An 18269-nucleotide genomic window follows, 5' to 3' on the forward strand; every position below is an offset into this window, starting at 1 on the left:
GCAGGTGATTAAGCGTTTTGGTTCACAGCGCCTTATTTAAAAAGCGCGCTCCCCAGTCAGCCCCTGCGGTCTTGGACGGAGGCCAGGATAAGGCCTGGCTCCAACCTAAAACCTGCTAACACGTTACCGCTTACGCGAGATAACCTGTCAGTAAAAATTCGGGTTCAGCTAAAAATCATTAGCAGAACAACGGGCGTAAGATTCTAGTCGAAAATTTCGCCCGTTTCAACAGCAATTAGTTTGCTGTCGCGTTCAGACCAGCCTGATCGATGGCAACGCCAGCGCCCATGGTGGTAGAAAGGCTAACTTTCTTGATGAACACGCCTTTAGCCTGTGAAGGTTTGGCTTTTTTCAGCGCAACCAGCAGTGACTCAAGGTTTTCTTTCAGTTTTTCAGAATCGAAATCAACTTTACCGATAGTGGTGTGGATGATGCCGTTCTTGTCGTTACGGTAACGAACCTGACCTGCTTTAGCATTCTTAACTGCTTCAGCAACGTTTGGCGTTACGGTACCTACTTTCGGGTTAGGCATCAGACCACGTGGGCCCAGAACCTGGCCCAGCTGGCCAACAACGCGCATTGCATCTGGAGAAGCAATAACAACGTCAAAGTTCATTTCGCCTTTCTTGATCTGGTCAGCCAGATCTTCCATACCTACCAGTTCAGCGCCCGCAGCTTTAGCAGCTTCAGCGTTCGCGCCCTGAGCAAATACGGCAACACGTACGGAACGACCAGTACCGTGTGGCAGTACAGTTGCACCACGTACGTTCTGATCGGACTTACGTGCATCAATGCCGAGGTTGACAGCAACATCAACGCTTTCAACGAATTTGGCAGTAGCCAGTTCTTTCAGCAGAGCAACAGCTTCATTGATGTCGTACTGCTTAGTCACATCAACTTTGTCACGGATAACCTGCATACGCTTGGTCAGCTTAGCCATTTCTTAATCCTCCACTACCAGGCCCATGGAACGAGCGGTACCTTCAATTGAGCGAGTCATCGCTTCAACATCAGCACCAGTCATGTCCGCAGCTTTGGTTTCTGCGATTTCACGTACCTGAGCACGGCTTACTTTACCGACTTTTTCTTTGTTCGGCTTACCAGAACCAGACTTGATGCCCGCTGCTTTTTTCAGCAGAACGGCAGCCGGAGGCGTTTTGGTAACGAAGGTGAAAGAACGGTCTGAATAGACAGTGATAACAACCGGCGTTGGCAGGCCTTTTTCCAGGCTCTCTGTTTTGGCGTTAAACGCTTTACAGAATTCCATGATGTTAACACCCTGCTGACCCAGTGCTGGACCAACCGGTGGACTTGGATTTGCCATACCAGCTGCAACCTGCAGCTTAACGTAGGCTTGTACTTTCTTAGCCATGATAATTCCTCTGTTGGGTTTTAGCGCCCCGGAAGGCTCCCCGTGATAATGGTTTACGCGCTATGACAGCGCATAAATACAAAAGGCGCGAAATTATAGGTTAATTTCGCGCCTCTCGCAAGCTACCCGACGTCAAAAATCGATGCAGGTGCTTAAGCTTTTTCTACCTGACCGAAGTCCAGCTCTACCGGCGTTGCACGACCAAAAATAGAAACAGAAACTTTCAGGCGGCTTTTTTCGTAGTCCACTTCTTCAACCACGCCGTTGAAGTCGGCAAATGGGCCATCGCTTACGCGCACCATCTCACCCGGTTCAAACAGGGTTTTAGGACGTGGCTTATCGCCAACCTGCTGCAGGCGATTCATGATTGCGTCGACTTCTTTGTCGCTAATAGGAGCAGGACGGTCAGATGTGCCGCCGATGAATCCCATTACACGCGGAACGCTGCGCACCAGGTGCCAGCTTGCGTCATTCATTACCATCTGGACTAAGACATAGCCCGGGAAGAATTTACGCTCGCTTTTACGGCGTTGGCCACCACGGATCTCAACCACTTCTTCAGTGGGAACCATGACGTCACCAAACAGCTCTTCCATGTTGTGTAACTTGATATGCTCACGCAGCGATTGTGCTACGCGGCCTTCAAAACCGGAGAACGCCTGAACGACGTACCAGCGCTTCTTTGGAGCTTCAGACATCTTAGAACCTCAGGCCAGTGATAAACGATACCAGACGGACCAGAATACCATCCAGCCCCCACAAAATCAGTGACATCACGGCGGTAACCGCGGCAACGATTAACGTGGTATGCAGCGTTTCCTGACGAGTTGGCCAGATAACCTTACGCATTTCGGTTCTTGCTTCACGCGTAAAAGCCACTGTGGCTTTACCTTTGGTTGTCAGCAATGCAATGCCACCCGCAGCGGCAATCAGAACGACAACGGCCAGTGCGCGTAAGGGCAATGTGACTTCGCGATAATAGTAGTTGCCTACAATGGCCACGATGAGCAAGACTGCAACGCCTGCCCATTTTATCGCTTCCAGGCCGCGCCCGCTCCCTTGAGCTTCGGTATTAGCACTCATAAACCAACCTGCCACAATAAATCAGAAACTCAATAACCCCGCACTGCGAGGCATCCAAACCGGTTTTCGTGCAACATTTACCGGTATCCGACGCCGTGCGACAGAGCCTGTCTCAACAATGATTATGATTGAAAATCACTGATGAGCCAGGTTCTATGTTACAGCGTACAAAAAGGGCATCAAATGATGCCCTCTCTGACTGTGTTGCGTCAAATATTATCAGCGATTAAGCGATAACTTTAGCAACAACGCCCGCGCCAACGGTACGGCCGCCTTCGCGAATTGCGAAGCGCAGACCATCGTCCATAGCGATTGGGTGGATCAGGGTAACAACCATTTTGATGTTGTCGCCTGGCATTACCATCTCAACGCCTTCCGGCAGCTCGATGGTTCCGGTCACGTCAGTTGTACGGAAGTAGAACTGTGGACGGTAGCCCTTGAAGAACGGAGTATGACGGCCGCCTTCGTCTTTCGACAGGATGTACACTTCTGATTCGAACTGGGTGTGTGGCTTGATGGTGCCCGGCTTGGCCAGTACCTGTCCACGCTGGATATCTTCGCGCTTAACGCCGCGCAGCAGGATACCGCAGTTTTCGCCCGCACGGCCTTCGTCCAGCAGCTTACGGAACATCTCAACGCCGGTACAGGTTGATTTCACGGTATCCTTGATACCCACGATTTCAACTTCTTCGCCGACTTTAACGATGCCGCGCTCTACACGACCGGTCACAACGGTACCGCGACCTGAGATTGAGAACACGTCTTCGATTGGCAGCAGGAACGGCTTGTCGATTGCGCGCTCTGGTTCCGGGATGTAGTTATCCAGGTGACCGGCCAGCTCGATGATTTTCGCTTCCCACTCAGCGTCACCTTCCAGTGCTTTCAGCGCTGAACCGTGAACGATTGGCGTGTCGTCGCCCGGGAAGTCGTACTGTGACAGCAGGTCACGTACTTCCATCTCAACCAGTTCCAGCAGCTCTTCATCATCAACCATGTCGCACTTGTTCATGAACACGATGATGTAAGGAACGCCAACCTGGCGACCCAGCAGGATGTGCTCACGGGTCTGCGGCATTGGGCCGTCAGTCGCAGCAACAACCAGGATTGCGCCGTCCATCTGGGCAGCACCGGTGATCATGTTTTTCACATAGTCGGCGTGGCCCGGGCAGTCAACGTGCGCGTAGTGGCGAGTCGGGGTGTCATACTCAACGTGAGACGTGTTGATGGTGATACCACGTGCTTTTTCTTCCGGTGCGTTATCGATCTGATCGAATGCACGAGCAGAACCGCCGTAGGTTTTCGCCAGAACGGTGGTGATAGCGGCAGTCAGGGTAGTTTTACCGTGGTCAACGTGGCCGATAGTACCGACGTTGACGTGCGGTTTTTTACGTTCAAATTTTTCTTTAGACATCGATTGTCCCTCTAAGACACGGATAAATCGGTGATATCACCACATCAACCAGGATAAGCCTGAATGTTGAATTATTGATACAGAGAAGAATCAGGGAAGGAGATAAAGAAGTGGTGCTGATACCCAGAGTCGAACTGGGGACCTCACCCTTACCAAGGGTGCGCTCTACCAACTGAGCCATATCAGCACATCTGGAGCGGGCAGCGGGAATCGAACCCGCATCATCAGCTTGGAAGGCTGAGGTAATAGCCATTATACGATGCCCGCATCCTGGAACTCGGCTACCTGTTCTTTCTGGAGCTTGCGAATAATAAGAGAAGCGCTCTTATTATTCTTACATGTCAGTTTATTGACATGCGTTGACTGCACCTGAGCGCAGTCTGAATTCGTTGGTGGGTTATATTAACCTCACCGGTGCAGATAAACATGGTGCCTATCTGCTTCACTCCCTGAGGAATGAAATGGTGGTGGGAGAAGGATTCGAACCTTCGAAGTCTGTGACGGCAGATTTACAGTCTGCTCCCTTTGGCCGCTCGGGAACCCCACCGGGTACTTGATGGTGCCGGCTACCGGAATCGAACTGGTGACCTACTGATTACAAGTCAGTTGCTCTACCAACTGAGCTAAGCCGGCATCAAGTGACGCGCATTCTAGGAAGACCGGCGGTTCGATGCAACAAAAAAATCGCGAAAAATGTTCTTTCGCTTGTTTTTTGTGCATTTATCCGCAAAACGACCTGCGAACGCTATTTTATTGGGCAAAAATCCAACGAATTTGTCATTTCCCTTCGCTTCATAAGCAATAAGTTTAGTGCCCGTCAGACTCGTTTTTCGTCTGCAAGCAGATAAACAAAGCTTTTATCTTCTTTTTCACACGAGCAGACTGCCATTTTTGCCTCGTACCTGTGGCCGCAACCTCCATTTATCCACACATGGATTTTGTTTTCCGCTGTTGCGCTGTGTATCTATATAGGAAGGGCAAAAGCCGCTGAGCAGTACACAAGAGCCGTTCATCGCCTCAAAGATATTGAAACCGAATAACCGCAGGCAATGCTGCTGGAGTTTGATCATTTTCCTTCTTTTTCTCGTTACAGTGGTGTTAACCTCCTGCCCATTGTTTTTTTCGTTTATCTCAAATCGGCTGGAAATACGTGTTCTTCTGCGTACAATTTCCGAACGTAGCAGATGAGCCAATCAATATTTGCTGGCAGAAGCGTGCTTATGAGCCAAATTAATAATTCGCTTACCACTCCTTACCTGCTGTTCGACAGAAAGCAGTGGGCAGCGCTGCGCAACTCCGTTCCAATGACGTTAACAGAAGATGAAATTGCTCGTCTTAAAGGGATTAATGAAGATTTGTCGCTGGAAGAAGTAGCGGAAATTTATCTGCCGTTATCGCGCCTGCTCAATTTCTATATTAGTTCCAACCTGCGTCGCCAGCGGGCGCTGGAGCAGTTTCTTGGTACCGATGGCCAAAAGATCCCCTATATCATCAGTATCGCTGGCAGCGTCGCCGTCGGCAAAAGCACCACGGCACGTGTTTTACAGGCACTGTTGAGCCGCTGGCCTGAGCATCGCCGCGTTGAATTGATTACCACCGATGGCTTTCTGCACCCTAACGCGGTGTTAAAAGAACGCGGTCTGATGAAGAAAAAGGGCTTTCCGCTCTCTTATGACATGCATCGTCTGGTCAATTTTGTTTCCGACCTTAAATCGGGTGCTCCTCAGGTCACCGCTCCTGTTTATTCTCACCTGACTTATGATGTCATTCCCGATGGCGACAAAGTGGTAGTTCAGCCTGATATTTTGATTCTGGAAGGGCTGAACGTGCTGCAGAGCGGCATGGATTACCCGCACGATCCGCATCATGTCTTTGTCTCTGACTTCGTCGACTTCTCTATCTATGTCGATGCGCCGGAGGCGATGCTGGAAAAGTGGTACATCAACCGCTTTCTCAAATTCCGTCAGGGCGCGTTTACCGATCCCGACTCCTACTTTCACCACTATGCTCAGTTGTCAGAGGAGCAGGCGATTGATGTGGCAACCAGCCTGTGGAAAGAGATTAACTGGCTTAACCTGCGTGAAAATATTCTGCCCACTCGCGAACGCGCCAGCTTGATCATGACCAAAAGCGCTAATCATGCGGTGGATTTGGTCAGGCTACGAAAGTAGCCGCATAAAAAAAGCCTGCGAGAAGCAGGCTTTTTTATTATTGAGGTCGCAATGAGATTTCGCCGCCCATCCAGGATTTGATTTCTCCCTCCTGCTCCAGCAACAACCCACCCTGTTTATCAACACCCCGAGCTATCCCATAGACTTCCCGATCGCCCATGATCAATTTCACCGGCCGATCAATAAAGTTATCCAGCGCAGCCCATCGACCGATAAAGGGCACCAGCCCCTCCTGCTCGAAGAGCGCTAATGCTTCGCGCAGACTGTTGATGAGCGTTGCCGCCAGTTCATTGCGATTAATCGCAATGCCAGCTTCCTGCAGATTAATCCATCCCTGATTAATTTGTGCCGCATCAGCAGAGCGCATTGCCAGATTGATGCCGGCACCCATAACAATCTGCGCAGCATCGCCAGTTTTACCCGTAAGCTCAACCAGGATGCCCGCCAGCTTCCGGTCCTTAAGATAGAGATCGTTGGGCCATTTGACTCTGACATCCGGCGCACCCAGCGCCTGTAACACTTCAGCCATGATAATGCCGATGACCAAACTGAGTCCCATCGCCGCCGCCGGGCCCTGCTCTAATCGCCAATACATCGACATATATAAGTTGGCGCCAAAAGGTGAGAACCATTGCCGCCCGCGCCTTCCGCGCCCGGCCTGTTGATATTCAGCAATACAGGCATCACCCGACTGCAACTCACTCAGACGATCCAGCAGATATTGATTCGTTGAATCAATAACAGGAATGATCGCCAGGTTAGGCTGATGAAGACGGGCAAGAATGGCCGCTTCATCTAATAGCTGGATTGGACCTGGCAGGCTATAACCCTTGCCGGTTACCGTGTAAACATCCAGCCCCCAGCTTTTCAACGTTTGCATATGCTTGTTGATCGCTGCACGGCTCATGCCCAAGGCTTCGCCCAATTGCTCACCAGAATGAAACTCACCGTCAGCAAGCGCAGCAACCAGCTTTAAAGGAATAGTGTGGTCCTTCATGAAATCACCTCAACCGCATTACGTTCGCCGCCGGCGCCGATAAATCGGACTTCAGGCTCCAGCCAGACAGAAAATTTTTCCCCGACACGTTCGCGTACGGTTTTCGCCAGCGCCACGATATCCTGAGCCGTTGCCTGATGCTGATTAATCAATACCAGTGCCTGCTGGCGATGCACTGCGGCACCGCCAATCTGAAACCCTTTCAGTTCGCACTGTTCAATCAGCCAGCCCGCGGCCAGCTTCATTGTCCCTTCCGGCTGTGGATAAACAGGCGCATGAGGATAGGCACGCTGAATCTCTGCTGCCTGCTCGGCCGTGACAACAGGATTTTTAAAAAAGCTTCCTGCATTACCGGTTACATTGGGATCGGGCAATTTACTGCTCCGCATCTGGCATACGCTATCGAAGATTTGCTGCGGCGTAACGTTGTCAGCATCCAGGCGGGTCAAATCGCCATAGGTCATCACCGGCGTCCAGGCTTTCGACAGCACAAAGCCTACTGCAACGATGGCGTAGCCCTGTTGATAATGGTGCTTGAAGATGCTGTCACGATAGCCAAATTGACAACCTTCGGCAGACAAACGCTCTTGCGTTCCCGATGCCAGATGCAGTACATCGACATACTCACAAATCTGCCGAAGCTCAACGCCGTAAGCACCAATATTTTGAATCGGTGCGGATCCAACGCAGCCAGGAATCATGGCGAGATTTTCCAGTCCTGGAATCCCTTTTTTCAGCGCGTACTCAACCAACTGATGCCAGTTTTCACCTGCACCAACATGCAGATGCCAGGCATGTTCCTTTTCTGTTATCTCAATACCCTTAATACGATTGATAATGACTTGTCCGGCAAAGTCCTCCAGGAAAAGCACATTACTGCCCTCGCCTAACAGCAATACAGGCTCCTGTCGGCGCTGACTTGCCTGCCACAGATGCGCCAGCATTTCGCTATTGTCGGCAACGTTAACTGATGCTGCATTTACATCAATATGAAAGGTATTCCAGGATACTAAAGAGGTAGGAGAAAGAGACATCATAACGCCCTGACTGACTGAATTATCTGCCTCGTAGTGTACCCGATCCCTGTCATAGCGGGCAGGAGATTTTGCCGCTGCGTTCCGCGGTCAATGAGTCATACGGGAACAATACTTGTCGCTCATCGTGAGGAAAAACCAGGCAATAAAGACACTGCGCTGATGATTAAAAGACAGGTCTCAAATAATATTCAAGAACGTTCTTAGTGAAATGATAGCAAGTAATAATTAAAAAATATCAAACACAATAAATTGATTTCATATAATGACGATTAAGCCGATAACAGCGCATAAAATGCTTTAACTTGCTGATTTTTTTAATCAACATCGAACTAATGAGATATCTTTCGACGAAATCATAACGTATATTCCTCCATAAACCTGCCCAGGATAAAAATCGAAAAGACACGTGATCATCTAATGAACAATATACAAAATTGGCATACTAAAATTCATTAATAAAATATCTTATTATTTCTTAATTATCTATTATTGGCTTTCTATTACTGTTCTCATCTTGCTCAAAATTTTGCATTGGTAAGCTAAAGAGCTTTAATGAGGTTTAATGAGATGCAATGAAAAACAGCATAATTATAATGTGCACATAGCTACTCGATACGTCTTGCTATGATCACTAAATCAAAACAGGACTAAAACGTGCAACGTATCAGTAATTATTAAGGAAACGTTATGGCAAATGGATCCGAACACAATGAATTAATCTTCTTTCTTGATAACGGCGTACAGTTTCTCCCGGAGAAACGGTTTTTGATCAGCCTGTCAGGGCACGTGGTCAACCTGTCGGAAAACAGTTACCGGTTTCTAATCCTTCTGTTGGATGGAGAGAATGACAAACAAAAAATCATCAACCAGATTTGGCACGAGCAACGTGGTGTCGTCAGTGACAGCAGTTATTACGGACAAATATATGCCCTACGTAAAGCATTTGAGTTGGTAGGTTTGTCAGGCGCGTTGATTAAAACGATTCCTCGTCGGGGAGTGAAATATACCGGAAAGGTCACCGTTAAGCCGCTTGCAGTGAAGGAAGAACAACATCCGGTAATGGCTGTTGAACATGAGGAAGTATCGTTACCAGCGGAACATGAAGCTACGTCAATGGCAAGCATCAAAGCAGTGCCCAAAAAACCGGCTAAAAGTCGCTTTGATCATTTTATTTCAATCATGGCGATATTAGCCGTCTGTTGGCTAACGACACTTACAGTATTGGTTGTGAAATACATCATGCAGATTGATAAATAACAATGAAAAATAAAAAATAATATAATCTCTCCAGGGACAGCGTAGACAATATTTCGTTAAATGCTCATGTCCTCTGCTAACAGGTGAAGGCAGTCGGCACTATGATGTCCAACAAAAGGACAGGCGGAAAATTAAGGAGAAAGAAAATGCAAGATATTATTAACCGTGGTTATATTTTTACTCTGATGAACTTACGTGCATTGACACGTGATAAACGTGGCGTAACAGCAATTGAATATGCACTTATCGGTGTTGCAATTGCTACTCTGCTAAGTCTGGTATTAGGTACTCAAAGTACGGGGTTACTGGGCGAACTGAAGAACGCATTTGATACAATCGGCAGTGCTATTAGAAATATAAGTCAAAAGGCACCATAAGCTGGGCTGCGCTGCTTAGAAAATCATTACGAGCACTCTGCTGTAAAAGCTCATCCTTTGGGTTTTTACAGCTTTTATAAATTTTTTTAAGAGCAGTAACATGGACTGGTGGATTAAGCTGGATTTTTTCTTCGTTTCACTCTTACTGCTGTATATAGCATGGAAAGATATCACAACACGCATCATCAGCCATTTCAGCCTGTTGATGTTGATTTCATTGTTTATTCCACTTTTTATCATGCAGGAGAAAATGCCTAACATCGCCGCGGCTTTTATTGTTTTTATCCTGTGCTTTATTCTTTTTATGTTTCATACCATGGGTGGTGGCGATGTAAAACTGCTAACGATATTGTCTTTAGCCTTTTTCAATTCTTTCTTGCTCACATTTTTGATAACTACACTTTTATTTGGCGGTGTTATTGCCATTGTCGGACTGATTGCATTTCGCAGAAGTACGCTGGATCACGGCGTGCCTTATGCTGTCGCTATGTCGCTGGCCTTTATTTTAATTTATCCAACCACGATTGCAGTACAGTAACGAGGATCGGTCATGAATCACAGAATGCTTTTTTTTACCTCACTGATTGTTATTGCCGTTGGAATAACCGGTATTTTCTTACAGAAAAAAGGAAGCTCACTGCCTTCTGCTGAAAAATTGAACACCTCAAGTGATAAACGTTCAATATTTATTGCTGAGGCTACGCGCGACCTGAATCATTATGAAATATTAAACGCATCCGGATATCGCCTGCGGGAGATTGAGATCGATAAAGATGCGCAAGACATTCGTGAACTACCCTTAAATAACAGCGGAAGACTTAATGGTTCTCTGGTGCGTAATAATATAGCTAAAGGCAGTGCTATCATTCCTGAAATGATAGAATCACCAGAAAGTAAAACCTTTATACAGAATAGTCTGAAGCAAAGTGAATTCCCTTACGCTGTCCATCTCAGCACAGATGATTCTTATCTACTCTCAACGCTTAATATTGGTGAGAAAGTTTCTTTATTTTTAAGAATAGAAGAGGACAACACGGCTAAGACCATTAACTTTAAATTGGGTAACGAAGACAGCAGTACCACAAAAGAGAATAAACGTTACGTTATCAGTAAGCTGATGGACTCCGTCGATGTTATCAATATTAAACAGTATAAGCGTTCAGAAAACCCATCACTCAATGATAATGCACCTATCGGTGAGGTGCTGCTTCGCTTGTCGTTACCACAATTAACCAAACTCAAGGTAGTGGAGAAATCAGGTGAACTGCTTATTTTTCCTTCACAGGGTAATGATGAGAATTTGAATAAAAAGATAACGCTGTCCGAAGTCTTACCGCAGTTTCATGCGGTTCGGGAATTAAGGGGTAATAAGTGAAACGTCATTGTGTCATGGCACCATTCGCAGAATTGCTTTCTGTATCAGGTCGTATTTTTTTTCTGGCCACCAGCATACTGCTTTCTCAAACGGCTATTGCGCAGGAGCTTTATATGGAACCTGGCGATTCCCATATGTTTCAGACCGCAGAACGTATAGCCACGGTGTTTATCACCTCTCCACGCGTTGCTGATTACGAAGTCATTGGTGAAAAAAGCTTGCTTGTCTACGCCCAGGAAAATGGCCGTACCGATTTGAACGTGCTTGATCAGGCCAGTGAGCAACTGTTGCGCGTCACCTTAGTGGTAGATCCGATGCTCGGAGCGGTACAAAAACGTATTGGTGAGGTGGCGCCCGACAGTCGGGTCACGATTCAAAAGTTAGGCAAAACTTATGTATTAAGCGGTACAGCAGCCACGGAGGACGATCGCGACAAAATTTATCAAATTGTCGGAGAAGGCGTTGGCGCGCAACGTATCGTGAATAAAAAGCAGGTAGCTGATGTAGCCGCAGACGCTGGCGGCGGCGGTAACGACAGCTCAAGCTGGCTGGATGAGGTGGTGTATCAGGACGTCATCAATAAGCTGAAACTGCCGGTAACCAACCAAATCAACGTGAAGCTTTCCGTGGTTGAGGTCACTAAAAGCTTTACCGACAACGTCGGAATTGACTGGGGCACCATTGGTAGCGCTAACGGCAGCCTCACGCCGGGCGCATTTCGCTTTGTAAAATTCAGCGCCGACACGCTTAGCAGCATGGTGCAGGCAATTCGCAACGACACCGTAGCTCGTGTGCTGGCTGAGCCTAATCTTTCGGTGATTTCCGGCGAAACGGCTGAGTTTTTAGTAGGTGGCGAGGTGCCGATCGTTTTCAGCTCGGTCAGCGGTACATCAGTGCAGTACAAAGAATTCGGCATAAAACTCAATGTGGGTGCGCGGGTAAGCGACAGCCAGCGTATCCGCGTGACGCTTGGACATGAAGTGAGCAGCGTTGATGGCGCTTACAACATAGATGCCGCACAGTCTTTTCCCGCGTTTCAAACGCGACGAGCCAAAACCACCGTTGAGCTGGCTGACGGCGAAAGCTTTTTACTGGGCGGTTTGCTGAGCCAAAACGAACGTGAAGCGCTTTCTCGCCTGCCTTTCATCGGTGATATTCCACTACTTGGTGCACTGTTTCGTCATGCTCAAACCGAGCGTTCACACAGCGAGCTGATCGTCGTCGCTACGGTCAACCTGGTCAAGCCCGTGACGGCCCGACAAATCACCCTGCCCGATTTCCAGCGTACCTCAACGCTTGCCCGTTTTCTGAACGTCGACGGCATTAGCGATCGCCGTAACCGCCAGCTGGCTGAGCAATTTGTCGAACAAGGAGGGTTTATAAAATGAGATGCGCTTACGTCTGCCTGTTATTTCCACTCTGGATAACAGCCACCAACCCCCATGCCGCCAGCGATCTGCCGCACATCAGCGAACAGTTTGTCAGCGTATTTGAGAGCAGTGAAACCGCGCGCGAAGCCGCACTGAACAACGTACTGGACATAACCGGCGACAACTTCAACGGACAAATTCGCCTGCTCTGGTCAGATCCGGCATTCACTCAGGAAGCAGAAATCTTACGCCAGCGCCTGATTGCGCGCGGCCTGTCGCCCGAGCGCATCAGGTTGCAACTGGAACGCGGCATCTTTCGCTCTCAGCCGCTTGCCGGTATTGAAATACAAATTGAACGTATTCAACTGCGCCTGCCCGAATGCACCTATGCCACGCAGAACTGGCGTTTTGATGCAAGTGATGACCCAGGTTGCGCGCTGAACAATGCGCTGAGCTCATCGTTGGTTAATCCTGAAAAATATTTTTTCTGAGGTGCGAGTCAGATGCTGTTATTTCCCCAAAAAGAGGAGCGCTCCTCCCAGGCTGAAAGAGTGTTTTATGTTATCTCTGCGCAACCTGAAAGGAGTCAGGAGCTGGCCAGCCTGCTTCGGCTGGCAGGCTTCCCGCACATAGAAGTGATAACGCGCCACATTACCACTATCACGCATCTGGATATTCCTGCAGGAACCTATGGCCTGCTGGTGGATATTGAGCAGGACCGTCTGCCAGAGCAAATTATTACTGCCCTGCTGGCACTGGTGCCGCGCAGTATCTGGTGCGGTGTGGTAGGCGACAGTGATTCAATTACGCTGGCACAACGCTTTGCCGATCATGGCATGCGTTACTTCAATCTTTATGCGCAGCGCGATGCTATCACGGAAGCTGCCATCAATGGCCTAACCCTCAGCGTCCGACGCAATGCCATCAGTATCAGCATATTGGGCTGTAAAGGCGGCGCTGGCAGTTCTTATCTGGCGTGGCAGGTAGCCAACCGCATTGCCCAGCTGCGTCAGGTACCGACATTGATGATTCAGGGCGCTGCAGCATCGCAGGATCTCGATTTACTGGCCGGTAAAAAGCTCTCTCAGGAAGTCACCTCCGTAGGCAAGCATCTGCAAGTCATGTTCGCCCGACAATCACAATTACCGGATCTCACCAGCGAAAACTTTCTCAATGTTAACTTTGTTCTGTTTGAACAGGCCATTCATACGCTGACTAAAGAGGTACAGCGCCATATTGCCGAACATTCAGCCTGTTTGGTTTTGGTGCTGGATCGCTCTATGACCTCAATACGTGTTGTACGGCAGGCCATTGAACTGGTTGAGAGCATTAATCGCGCCAGACAGAAATCACGTCGTCTGCTGCTTTGCCTCAATGATGTCCGTCCATGCACGTCAGAGATGCTGAGCCAGGAAGATATTGAAGCGCTGCTTGGCCGGCATATCGACATTCTGATTCCTTATCAGCGCAAACAGGCGATCGCCGCTGCCACACAATCGATCCCGCAGATCGATGTACTGGTGCGGCTGATCCTTGGCGAATCACCGGCAGTCTCCTCTTCTCTGTTGAAGCGTCTGCTACCTATGGCAAGGAGCCGCAAATGAATATGAGCCTGGAGCTACAGGAAACCTTACGTGAAGGCGTCATGGAGAACATCGACGTTAATAAAATTGAGCAGCTGGTACAGGATCGAACGTTGCTGTTGGCTGAGATGAACCGCATCCTTGAGCAGGTTATCCTCAGCCAGAATCTCTATCTCAACAGTCAGGCACAGCATGCCATGGCTGAGATCATGGCGGATGAGATTACCGGCTTTGGACCGCTGCGCGCACTGCTGGAAGATGATGAGATCAGCGATATTCTGGTAAACGGTCCCGGCCAGATCTACATTGAACGTGCCGGCAAACTTGAGCTTTCCAGCGCTCGATTTATCAATAATCAACAGCTGACGGATATTGCCAAACGGCTGGTGCAGCGGGTAGGAAGACGCCTGGATGAGAGTCGTCCGCTGGTCGATGCACGCCTGCCAGATGGCAGCCGCCTTAACGTCGCCATTCAGCCGATTGCGCTCGACGGCACCTCAATTTCAATCCGTAAGTTTGGTAAAAATAACATTGAGCTGACGGATTTGATGCGCTTCGGCGCGCTCAACAGCCAGATGGCTAACTTTCTTATTATTGCTACCCGCTGCCGCGCCAACATCATTATCTCGGGCGGCACCGGCTCCGGTAAAACCACGCTATTGAACGCGCTGTCGAAATATATCGACTCCAGCGAGCGCATCATCACGATGGAAGATGCTGCGGAGTTGCGCCTGATGCAGCCTCATGTACTGCGAATGGAAACGCGCCTGGCCGGACTGGAAAACACCGGCCAAATCACCATGCGTGCTCTGCTGGTTAATGCGTTGAGGATGCGACCGGATCGCATCATCGTCGGCGAATGCCGTGGTGAAGAAACCTTTGAGATGTTGCAGGCGATGAATACCGGTCATGACGGCTCAATGTCCACCCTGCATGCCAATAGCCCACGCGACGCCATTTCACGTCTGGAAAATATGGTGATGATGGCAGGCATGCACATTCCCATGGAATCGGTGCGTCGCAACATTGTTTCCGCTATTAACCTGGTTATTCAGGTCTCGCGCCTCAACGACGGTTCGCGAAAAATCATGCACATCAGTGAAGTCATGGGCATCGAAGGTGAACGAGTCATTCTGCAGGATATTTTCACCTTCGCGACGCATGCCGAGCGCACACCTGAAGGCCGCATCCAGGGTGAATTCTCAAATCACGGCTTGCTGCTGCGCTCGGTGGTCATGCGCAATGCAGCCATGTTCAGCCTGTCCGACGAGCTGAAGCAGCTCTTTGGAATGGAGTAAGTCATGGCTTATTTTATTCTGCTGGCGGGAATCGTGCTGCTGCTGCTCAATTACCGCAGCTGGAACAAATTACGCCACGCCATTATCCCCCGTCATACCAGCAGCACGGTCTTTCCTCCCCTGCGCTATATGCAGGCGCGCTGGCTGGAATGGCAAAGTTATGCGCTGGGTAATCGCACCTTAAAAGAGAGCAAAGGCGCGCTGGCGGCGATTGCCACCCTGTGTGCACTGCTGTTTCTCAACGCCAACTGGCTGCAGTTTCGGCTGTGGCTGTTCATTCCCATGATCCTGCCGCTGCTGTTTATGGCGCAAATCAGCATTGGCCGCACGCTTGAACGCCGCTATTTTGAAAATGCCTTTCCAGAAGTTTTGTCGGTGATCAATGCCTCTATTTCTGCTGGCAACAGTATTCATCAGGCATTGCATCGCTGTGGCGAAAGTATTGAAGGCCCGCTGGGCAACAGCTTTCGCCGTATCGATCGTCGCCTGAATCTCGGCGAAGAGCCTGAGCGTGTGCTCAATGACGCCTGCCGCGAATACCGTTATCGGGAATTTTATTTCTTTGTCGCCGTAATGCTGATTAGCCTGCAACACGGTGGACAGCTGCGCATGCTGATTGGGCGGCTGAATCGCATTGTCACCAACAGCCGCAATATGTCTCGGCGTAAACTGGCGATGACCTCAGAAGCGCGCGCCTCAGCAAAAATTGTGGCGGCTATACCGCTGCTTTTTTTCTGCGGCATGAAGTATCTCAGCCCGGAGAATTTCGATTTTATTATTAATGACCCAACCGGTCAGCTCATCCTCTATTACGTTATTGCCAGTGAATGTATCGGCATGCTGATCATTTGGCTGTTGCTTAGGAGAGCAGTATGACGATGTTCTTTTATCTGCTAATGCTGCTTTCAGGTTTTGTTATCGCCTTCATGGCCTGCCGCCATCATTATCGGCTGCGCCAGCAGCAGCGCATCATTGCTGGCGTGGAGAAAGATCGACAGCACATCCGTCAAAGCACTATCGATGTGGACAATATCCTTATCGATAACAGTAGCTGGCTAAGCCTGTTAAAGCAGCTTGATACTCAACTCAGTGTAAAAATGGGTACGCTGGTGTGTGTAATGGCAATTATTTCGCTCACAGAGCAAATCGGCCTGTTTACGCTGAGTGCGCAGGATTTAGTAATGGTGATGCTGCTGTTATTAGTGTTGATTATTGTGATTCCAGGGCTGCTACAAAAGCCTGCAATTACGCAACGTTATAAGCTAATGATGGACGCACTGCCCTATTTTGTTGACCTGCTGGCGGTCTGCATTCAGGCCGGTATGACGGTAGAAAATGCCATTAAGTTCATTACCCATAACGGCGAAGAAATTGATGCCAATCTTTCCAGCCTGATGCGCCTGTTAACCAAACGGGCAGACGTCAGCGGTATGGAAGAAGCGCTGGGCGAACTCTATCGCATGGTAGATAAAACCGAAATGCGTATGTTTTGCGCCACCCTGCAACAAAGCGTGCATTACGGCACGTCACTCTACGACAACCTGATTGAACTCTCTCGCGATATGCGTGAACTGCAACTGCTGAGCGCTGAGGAAAAAGTCGGCAAGCTCTCAGCGCGCATGAGCATTCCGCTGATCCTGTTCATCATGTTTCCCATTACCATTTTAATTGCCGCGCCTGGTGTTTTGAGGATTATGAAAAATGCACTGTTTTAAAAAAATAAGCCTGCTGTTCTGTGCCCTGCTGCTGGCTGGATGCGCACGCCCCGAAACATTTGATAGCCAGGAGGCAAAGAGCCAGGAAGAGATCCTGCTCAAGGTTAATAACTACAACGGTTTGATTACGCTTTATCGCAGCTGGCTGAGAGAAAAAGACGATCCCGCAATCAGAATGAAGCTGGCACGTAATTACTACTTGTCTGGCGATTATAAAAGCTCACTGCAGACGCTGCAGCCACTGCTGAATAATCCGGATATTCCGCGTTACCTGCTGCAGGCGCAAAACCTGATCGCCCTGGGCGAATACCCGCGAGCGGTACGTGCAACGGAAAAAATAATGCAGCGTGAACCACAACATGCTGAAGCCTGGAATCTTCGTGGCGTCGCGCTGGCATTAAATGGCCAGCTGACAGAAGCGCAGAAATCATTGCAGCGGGCGCGTTCGCTGTTTATCGCTGATGATATTGCGCTGAATAATTTGGCCATGCTCGCCATGATCGATGGTCGCTACCAGGATGCCGTCAACCTGCTATTGCCGCAATATTTACGTGGGCGCAAACACGATCGGCTGATGCGCAACCTGGTGCTGGCGCTGGTCAAAGTCGGTGACAGACGCTATGCACGAGAAATTATTCGCGACGAGAATCTTTCGCCGCAGCCAGAGGCATTAATTAACGCTCTGGCACAAATATCTCCCCCTTCCGGCAGAGGATTTGGCTAATGCGAAGCGTTTATTCATTTATTAAAGATCGCACGGCAACCGCATCGATTGAATTCGCCCTTACGATTATCTTTTTTGTTTTTACCGTCTTCTTTATCGCTGAAGTAGGCCGTCTGGCCTATGTCTCGTCGGTCATCGATCTGGCGGTTTCAGAAGCGGCCAAAGATGCCAAGAATGTGCCATCAAGCACCAGCGGTGATTACCGTACGCGCTTTGAAGATCGCATGCTTCGTCAAACGGGTGCGCTCTGGCGCTTTCTGACCAATTCGGACGCGGTGGATATCTCCATGGGTTATGCCAGCAGCATTGATGAGATGAATAACAGCGGCGGCAGCAGCGGCAATTACCGTAACCAACCCATTGCACGCTATCAGGTTAAATATCGCTATGAACCGATGTTTTTCCTTTTCCCGGGGTTTTGGGCCGACAGCTTATTGAATCGTGAGGTGATCTTTGTACAGGAATATGAACGCTCCAAATTTATGCACTGATCGGCGTG

Annotated in this window: 20 protein-coding genes and 4 tRNA genes; 13 read left to right on the forward strand and 11 right to left on the reverse strand. The window is 49.2% G+C overall.

Going from position 1 to position 18269, the window contains the following annotated elements:
* Positions 1-235: 235 nt before the first annotated feature.
* The 9 genes from rplA to EM595_RS16130 form a co-directional block, all read right to left on the reverse strand.
* The gene (rplA, locus tag EM595_RS16090; protein WP_067434414.1) at positions 236-940 is read right to left on the reverse strand and encodes a 50S ribosomal protein L1; all 705 of its coding nucleotides are present in this window, start codon (positions 938-940) and stop codon (positions 236-238) included.
* 3 nt (positions 941-943) lie between these two features.
* The gene (gene rplK / locus EM595_RS16095) at positions 944-1372 is read right to left on the reverse strand and encodes a 50S ribosomal protein L11 (RefSeq protein ID WP_067434417.1); all 429 of its coding nucleotides are present in this window, start codon (positions 1370-1372) and stop codon (positions 944-946) included.
* Positions 1373-1524: 152 nt separating this feature from the next.
* A complete protein-coding gene (gene nusG, locus EM595_RS16100) occupies positions 1525-2070 on the reverse strand; it encodes a transcription termination/antitermination protein NusG (protein ID WP_067434420.1) in 546 nt (181 codons plus the stop codon).
* 1 nt (position 2071) lies between these two features.
* Complete coding sequence (secE, locus tag EM595_RS16105; protein ID WP_067434422.1) at positions 2072-2455, reverse strand: preprotein translocase subunit SecE; 384 nt, start codon at positions 2453-2455, stop codon at positions 2072-2074.
* A gap of 226 nt (positions 2456-2681) precedes the next feature.
* Positions 2682-3866 carry an elongation factor Tu gene (tuf, locus tag EM595_RS16110; RefSeq protein ID WP_067434425.1) on the reverse strand — a complete coding sequence of 395 codons (1185 nt, stop codon included), beginning with the start codon at positions 3864-3866 and terminating at the stop codon, positions 2682-2684.
* Positions 3867-3977: 111 nt separating this feature from the next.
* A tRNA-Thr gene (locus EM595_RS16115) sits at positions 3978-4053 on the reverse strand.
* Between the two features lie 5 nt (positions 4054-4058).
* A tRNA-Gly gene (locus EM595_RS16120) sits at positions 4059-4133 on the reverse strand.
* Between the two features lie 195 nt (positions 4134-4328).
* Positions 4329-4413: transfer RNA gene (locus EM595_RS16125), tRNA-Tyr, on the reverse strand.
* A 10-nt stretch (positions 4414-4423) separates the two neighbouring features.
* A tRNA-Thr gene (locus EM595_RS16130) sits at positions 4424-4499 on the reverse strand.
* Positions 4500-5086: 587 nt separating this feature from the next.
* On the opposite strand from EM595_RS16130, the gene coaA reads away from it, so the two are divergent.
* On the forward strand, positions 5087-6037 hold the full coding sequence (gene coaA / locus EM595_RS16135) for a type I pantothenate kinase (RefSeq protein WP_067434428.1): 951 nt from the start codon (positions 5087-5089) through the stop codon (positions 6035-6037).
* A gap of 37 nt (positions 6038-6074) precedes the next feature.
* On the opposite strand, the gene birA is transcribed toward coaA, so the two are convergent.
* The gene (gene birA, locus EM595_RS16140; protein ID WP_067434431.1) at positions 6075-7034 is read right to left on the reverse strand and encodes a bifunctional biotin--[acetyl-CoA-carboxylase] ligase/biotin operon repressor BirA; all 960 of its coding nucleotides are present in this window, start codon (positions 7032-7034) and stop codon (positions 6075-6077) included.
* Positions 7031-8068 carry a UDP-N-acetylmuramate dehydrogenase gene (gene murB / locus EM595_RS16145; protein WP_067435574.1) on the reverse strand — a complete coding sequence of 346 codons (1038 nt, stop codon included), beginning with the start codon at positions 8066-8068 and terminating at the stop codon, positions 7031-7033. Before murB ends, birA begins: the two co-directional genes overlap by 4 nt.
* Before the next feature lie 690 nt (positions 8069-8758).
* Between murB and EM595_RS16150 the strand changes: the two genes are divergently transcribed.
* From EM595_RS16150 to EM595_RS16205, 12 genes are all read left to right on the forward strand, one after another.
* Positions 8759-9328 carry a winged helix-turn-helix domain-containing protein gene (locus tag EM595_RS16150; protein WP_067434434.1) on the forward strand — a complete coding sequence of 190 codons (570 nt, stop codon included), beginning with the start codon at positions 8759-8761 and terminating at the stop codon, positions 9326-9328.
* A gap of 146 nt (positions 9329-9474) precedes the next feature.
* On the forward strand, positions 9475-9705 hold the full coding sequence (locus EM595_RS16155) for a Flp family type IVb pilin (RefSeq protein ID WP_067434437.1): 231 nt from the start codon (positions 9475-9477) through the stop codon (positions 9703-9705).
* Positions 9706-9805: 100 nt separating this feature from the next.
* The gene (locus EM595_RS16160; RefSeq protein ID WP_067434441.1) at positions 9806-10243 is read left to right on the forward strand and encodes an A24 family peptidase; all 438 of its coding nucleotides are present in this window, start codon (positions 9806-9808) and stop codon (positions 10241-10243) included.
* 12 nt (positions 10244-10255) lie between these two features.
* On the forward strand, positions 10256-11080 hold the full coding sequence (locus EM595_RS16165; protein WP_067434444.1) for an SAF domain-containing protein: 825 nt from the start codon (positions 10256-10258) through the stop codon (positions 11078-11080).
* Positions 11081-11094: 14 nt separating this feature from the next.
* Positions 11095-12468, forward strand: coding sequence for a type II and III secretion system protein family protein (locus EM595_RS16170; protein WP_071852535.1), 1374 nt, complete (start codon positions 11095-11097; stop codon positions 12466-12468).
* Positions 12465-12941 (forward strand): hypothetical protein, encoded by a 477-nt coding sequence (locus EM595_RS16175; protein ID WP_067434447.1) that lies wholly within the window; start codon positions 12465-12467, stop codon positions 12939-12941. Before EM595_RS16170 ends, EM595_RS16175 begins: the two co-directional genes overlap by 4 nt.
* A 12-nt stretch (positions 12942-12953) precedes the next feature.
* Complete coding sequence (locus EM595_RS16180; RefSeq protein WP_071852536.1) at positions 12954-14054, forward strand: CpaE/TadZ family protein; 1101 nt, start codon at positions 12954-12956, stop codon at positions 14052-14054.
* The gene (locus EM595_RS16185; RefSeq protein ID WP_067434453.1) at positions 14051-15331 is read left to right on the forward strand and encodes a TadA family conjugal transfer-associated ATPase; all 1281 of its coding nucleotides are present in this window, start codon (positions 14051-14053) and stop codon (positions 15329-15331) included. The genes EM595_RS16180 and EM595_RS16185 overlap by 4 nt, the downstream gene beginning before the upstream one ends.
* 3 nt (positions 15332-15334) lie before the next feature.
* Complete coding sequence (locus EM595_RS16190; protein WP_067434456.1) at positions 15335-16207, forward strand: type II secretion system F family protein; 873 nt, start codon at positions 15335-15337, stop codon at positions 16205-16207.
* Complete coding sequence (locus EM595_RS16195; protein ID WP_225701267.1) at positions 16204-17046, forward strand: type II secretion system F family protein; 843 nt, start codon at positions 16204-16206, stop codon at positions 17044-17046. Before EM595_RS16190 ends, EM595_RS16195 begins: the two co-directional genes overlap by 4 nt.
* Positions 17033-17770: a tetratricopeptide repeat protein gene (locus tag EM595_RS16200; RefSeq protein ID WP_067434462.1), complete on the forward strand. Its 738-nt coding sequence runs from the start codon at positions 17033-17035 to the stop codon at positions 17768-17770. The genes EM595_RS16195 and EM595_RS16200 overlap by 14 nt, the downstream gene beginning before the upstream one ends.
* Positions 17770-18261 (forward strand): TadE/TadG family type IV pilus assembly protein, encoded by a 492-nt coding sequence (locus EM595_RS16205; protein WP_067434465.1) that lies wholly within the window; start codon positions 17770-17772, stop codon positions 18259-18261. The genes EM595_RS16200 and EM595_RS16205 overlap by 1 nt, the downstream gene beginning before the upstream one ends.
* Positions 18262-18269: the final 8 nt, after the last annotated feature.

Source organism: Duffyella gerundensis, assembly GCF_001517405.1.
Lineage (GTDB): Bacteria > Pseudomonadota > Gammaproteobacteria > Enterobacterales > Enterobacteriaceae > Duffyella > Duffyella gerundensis.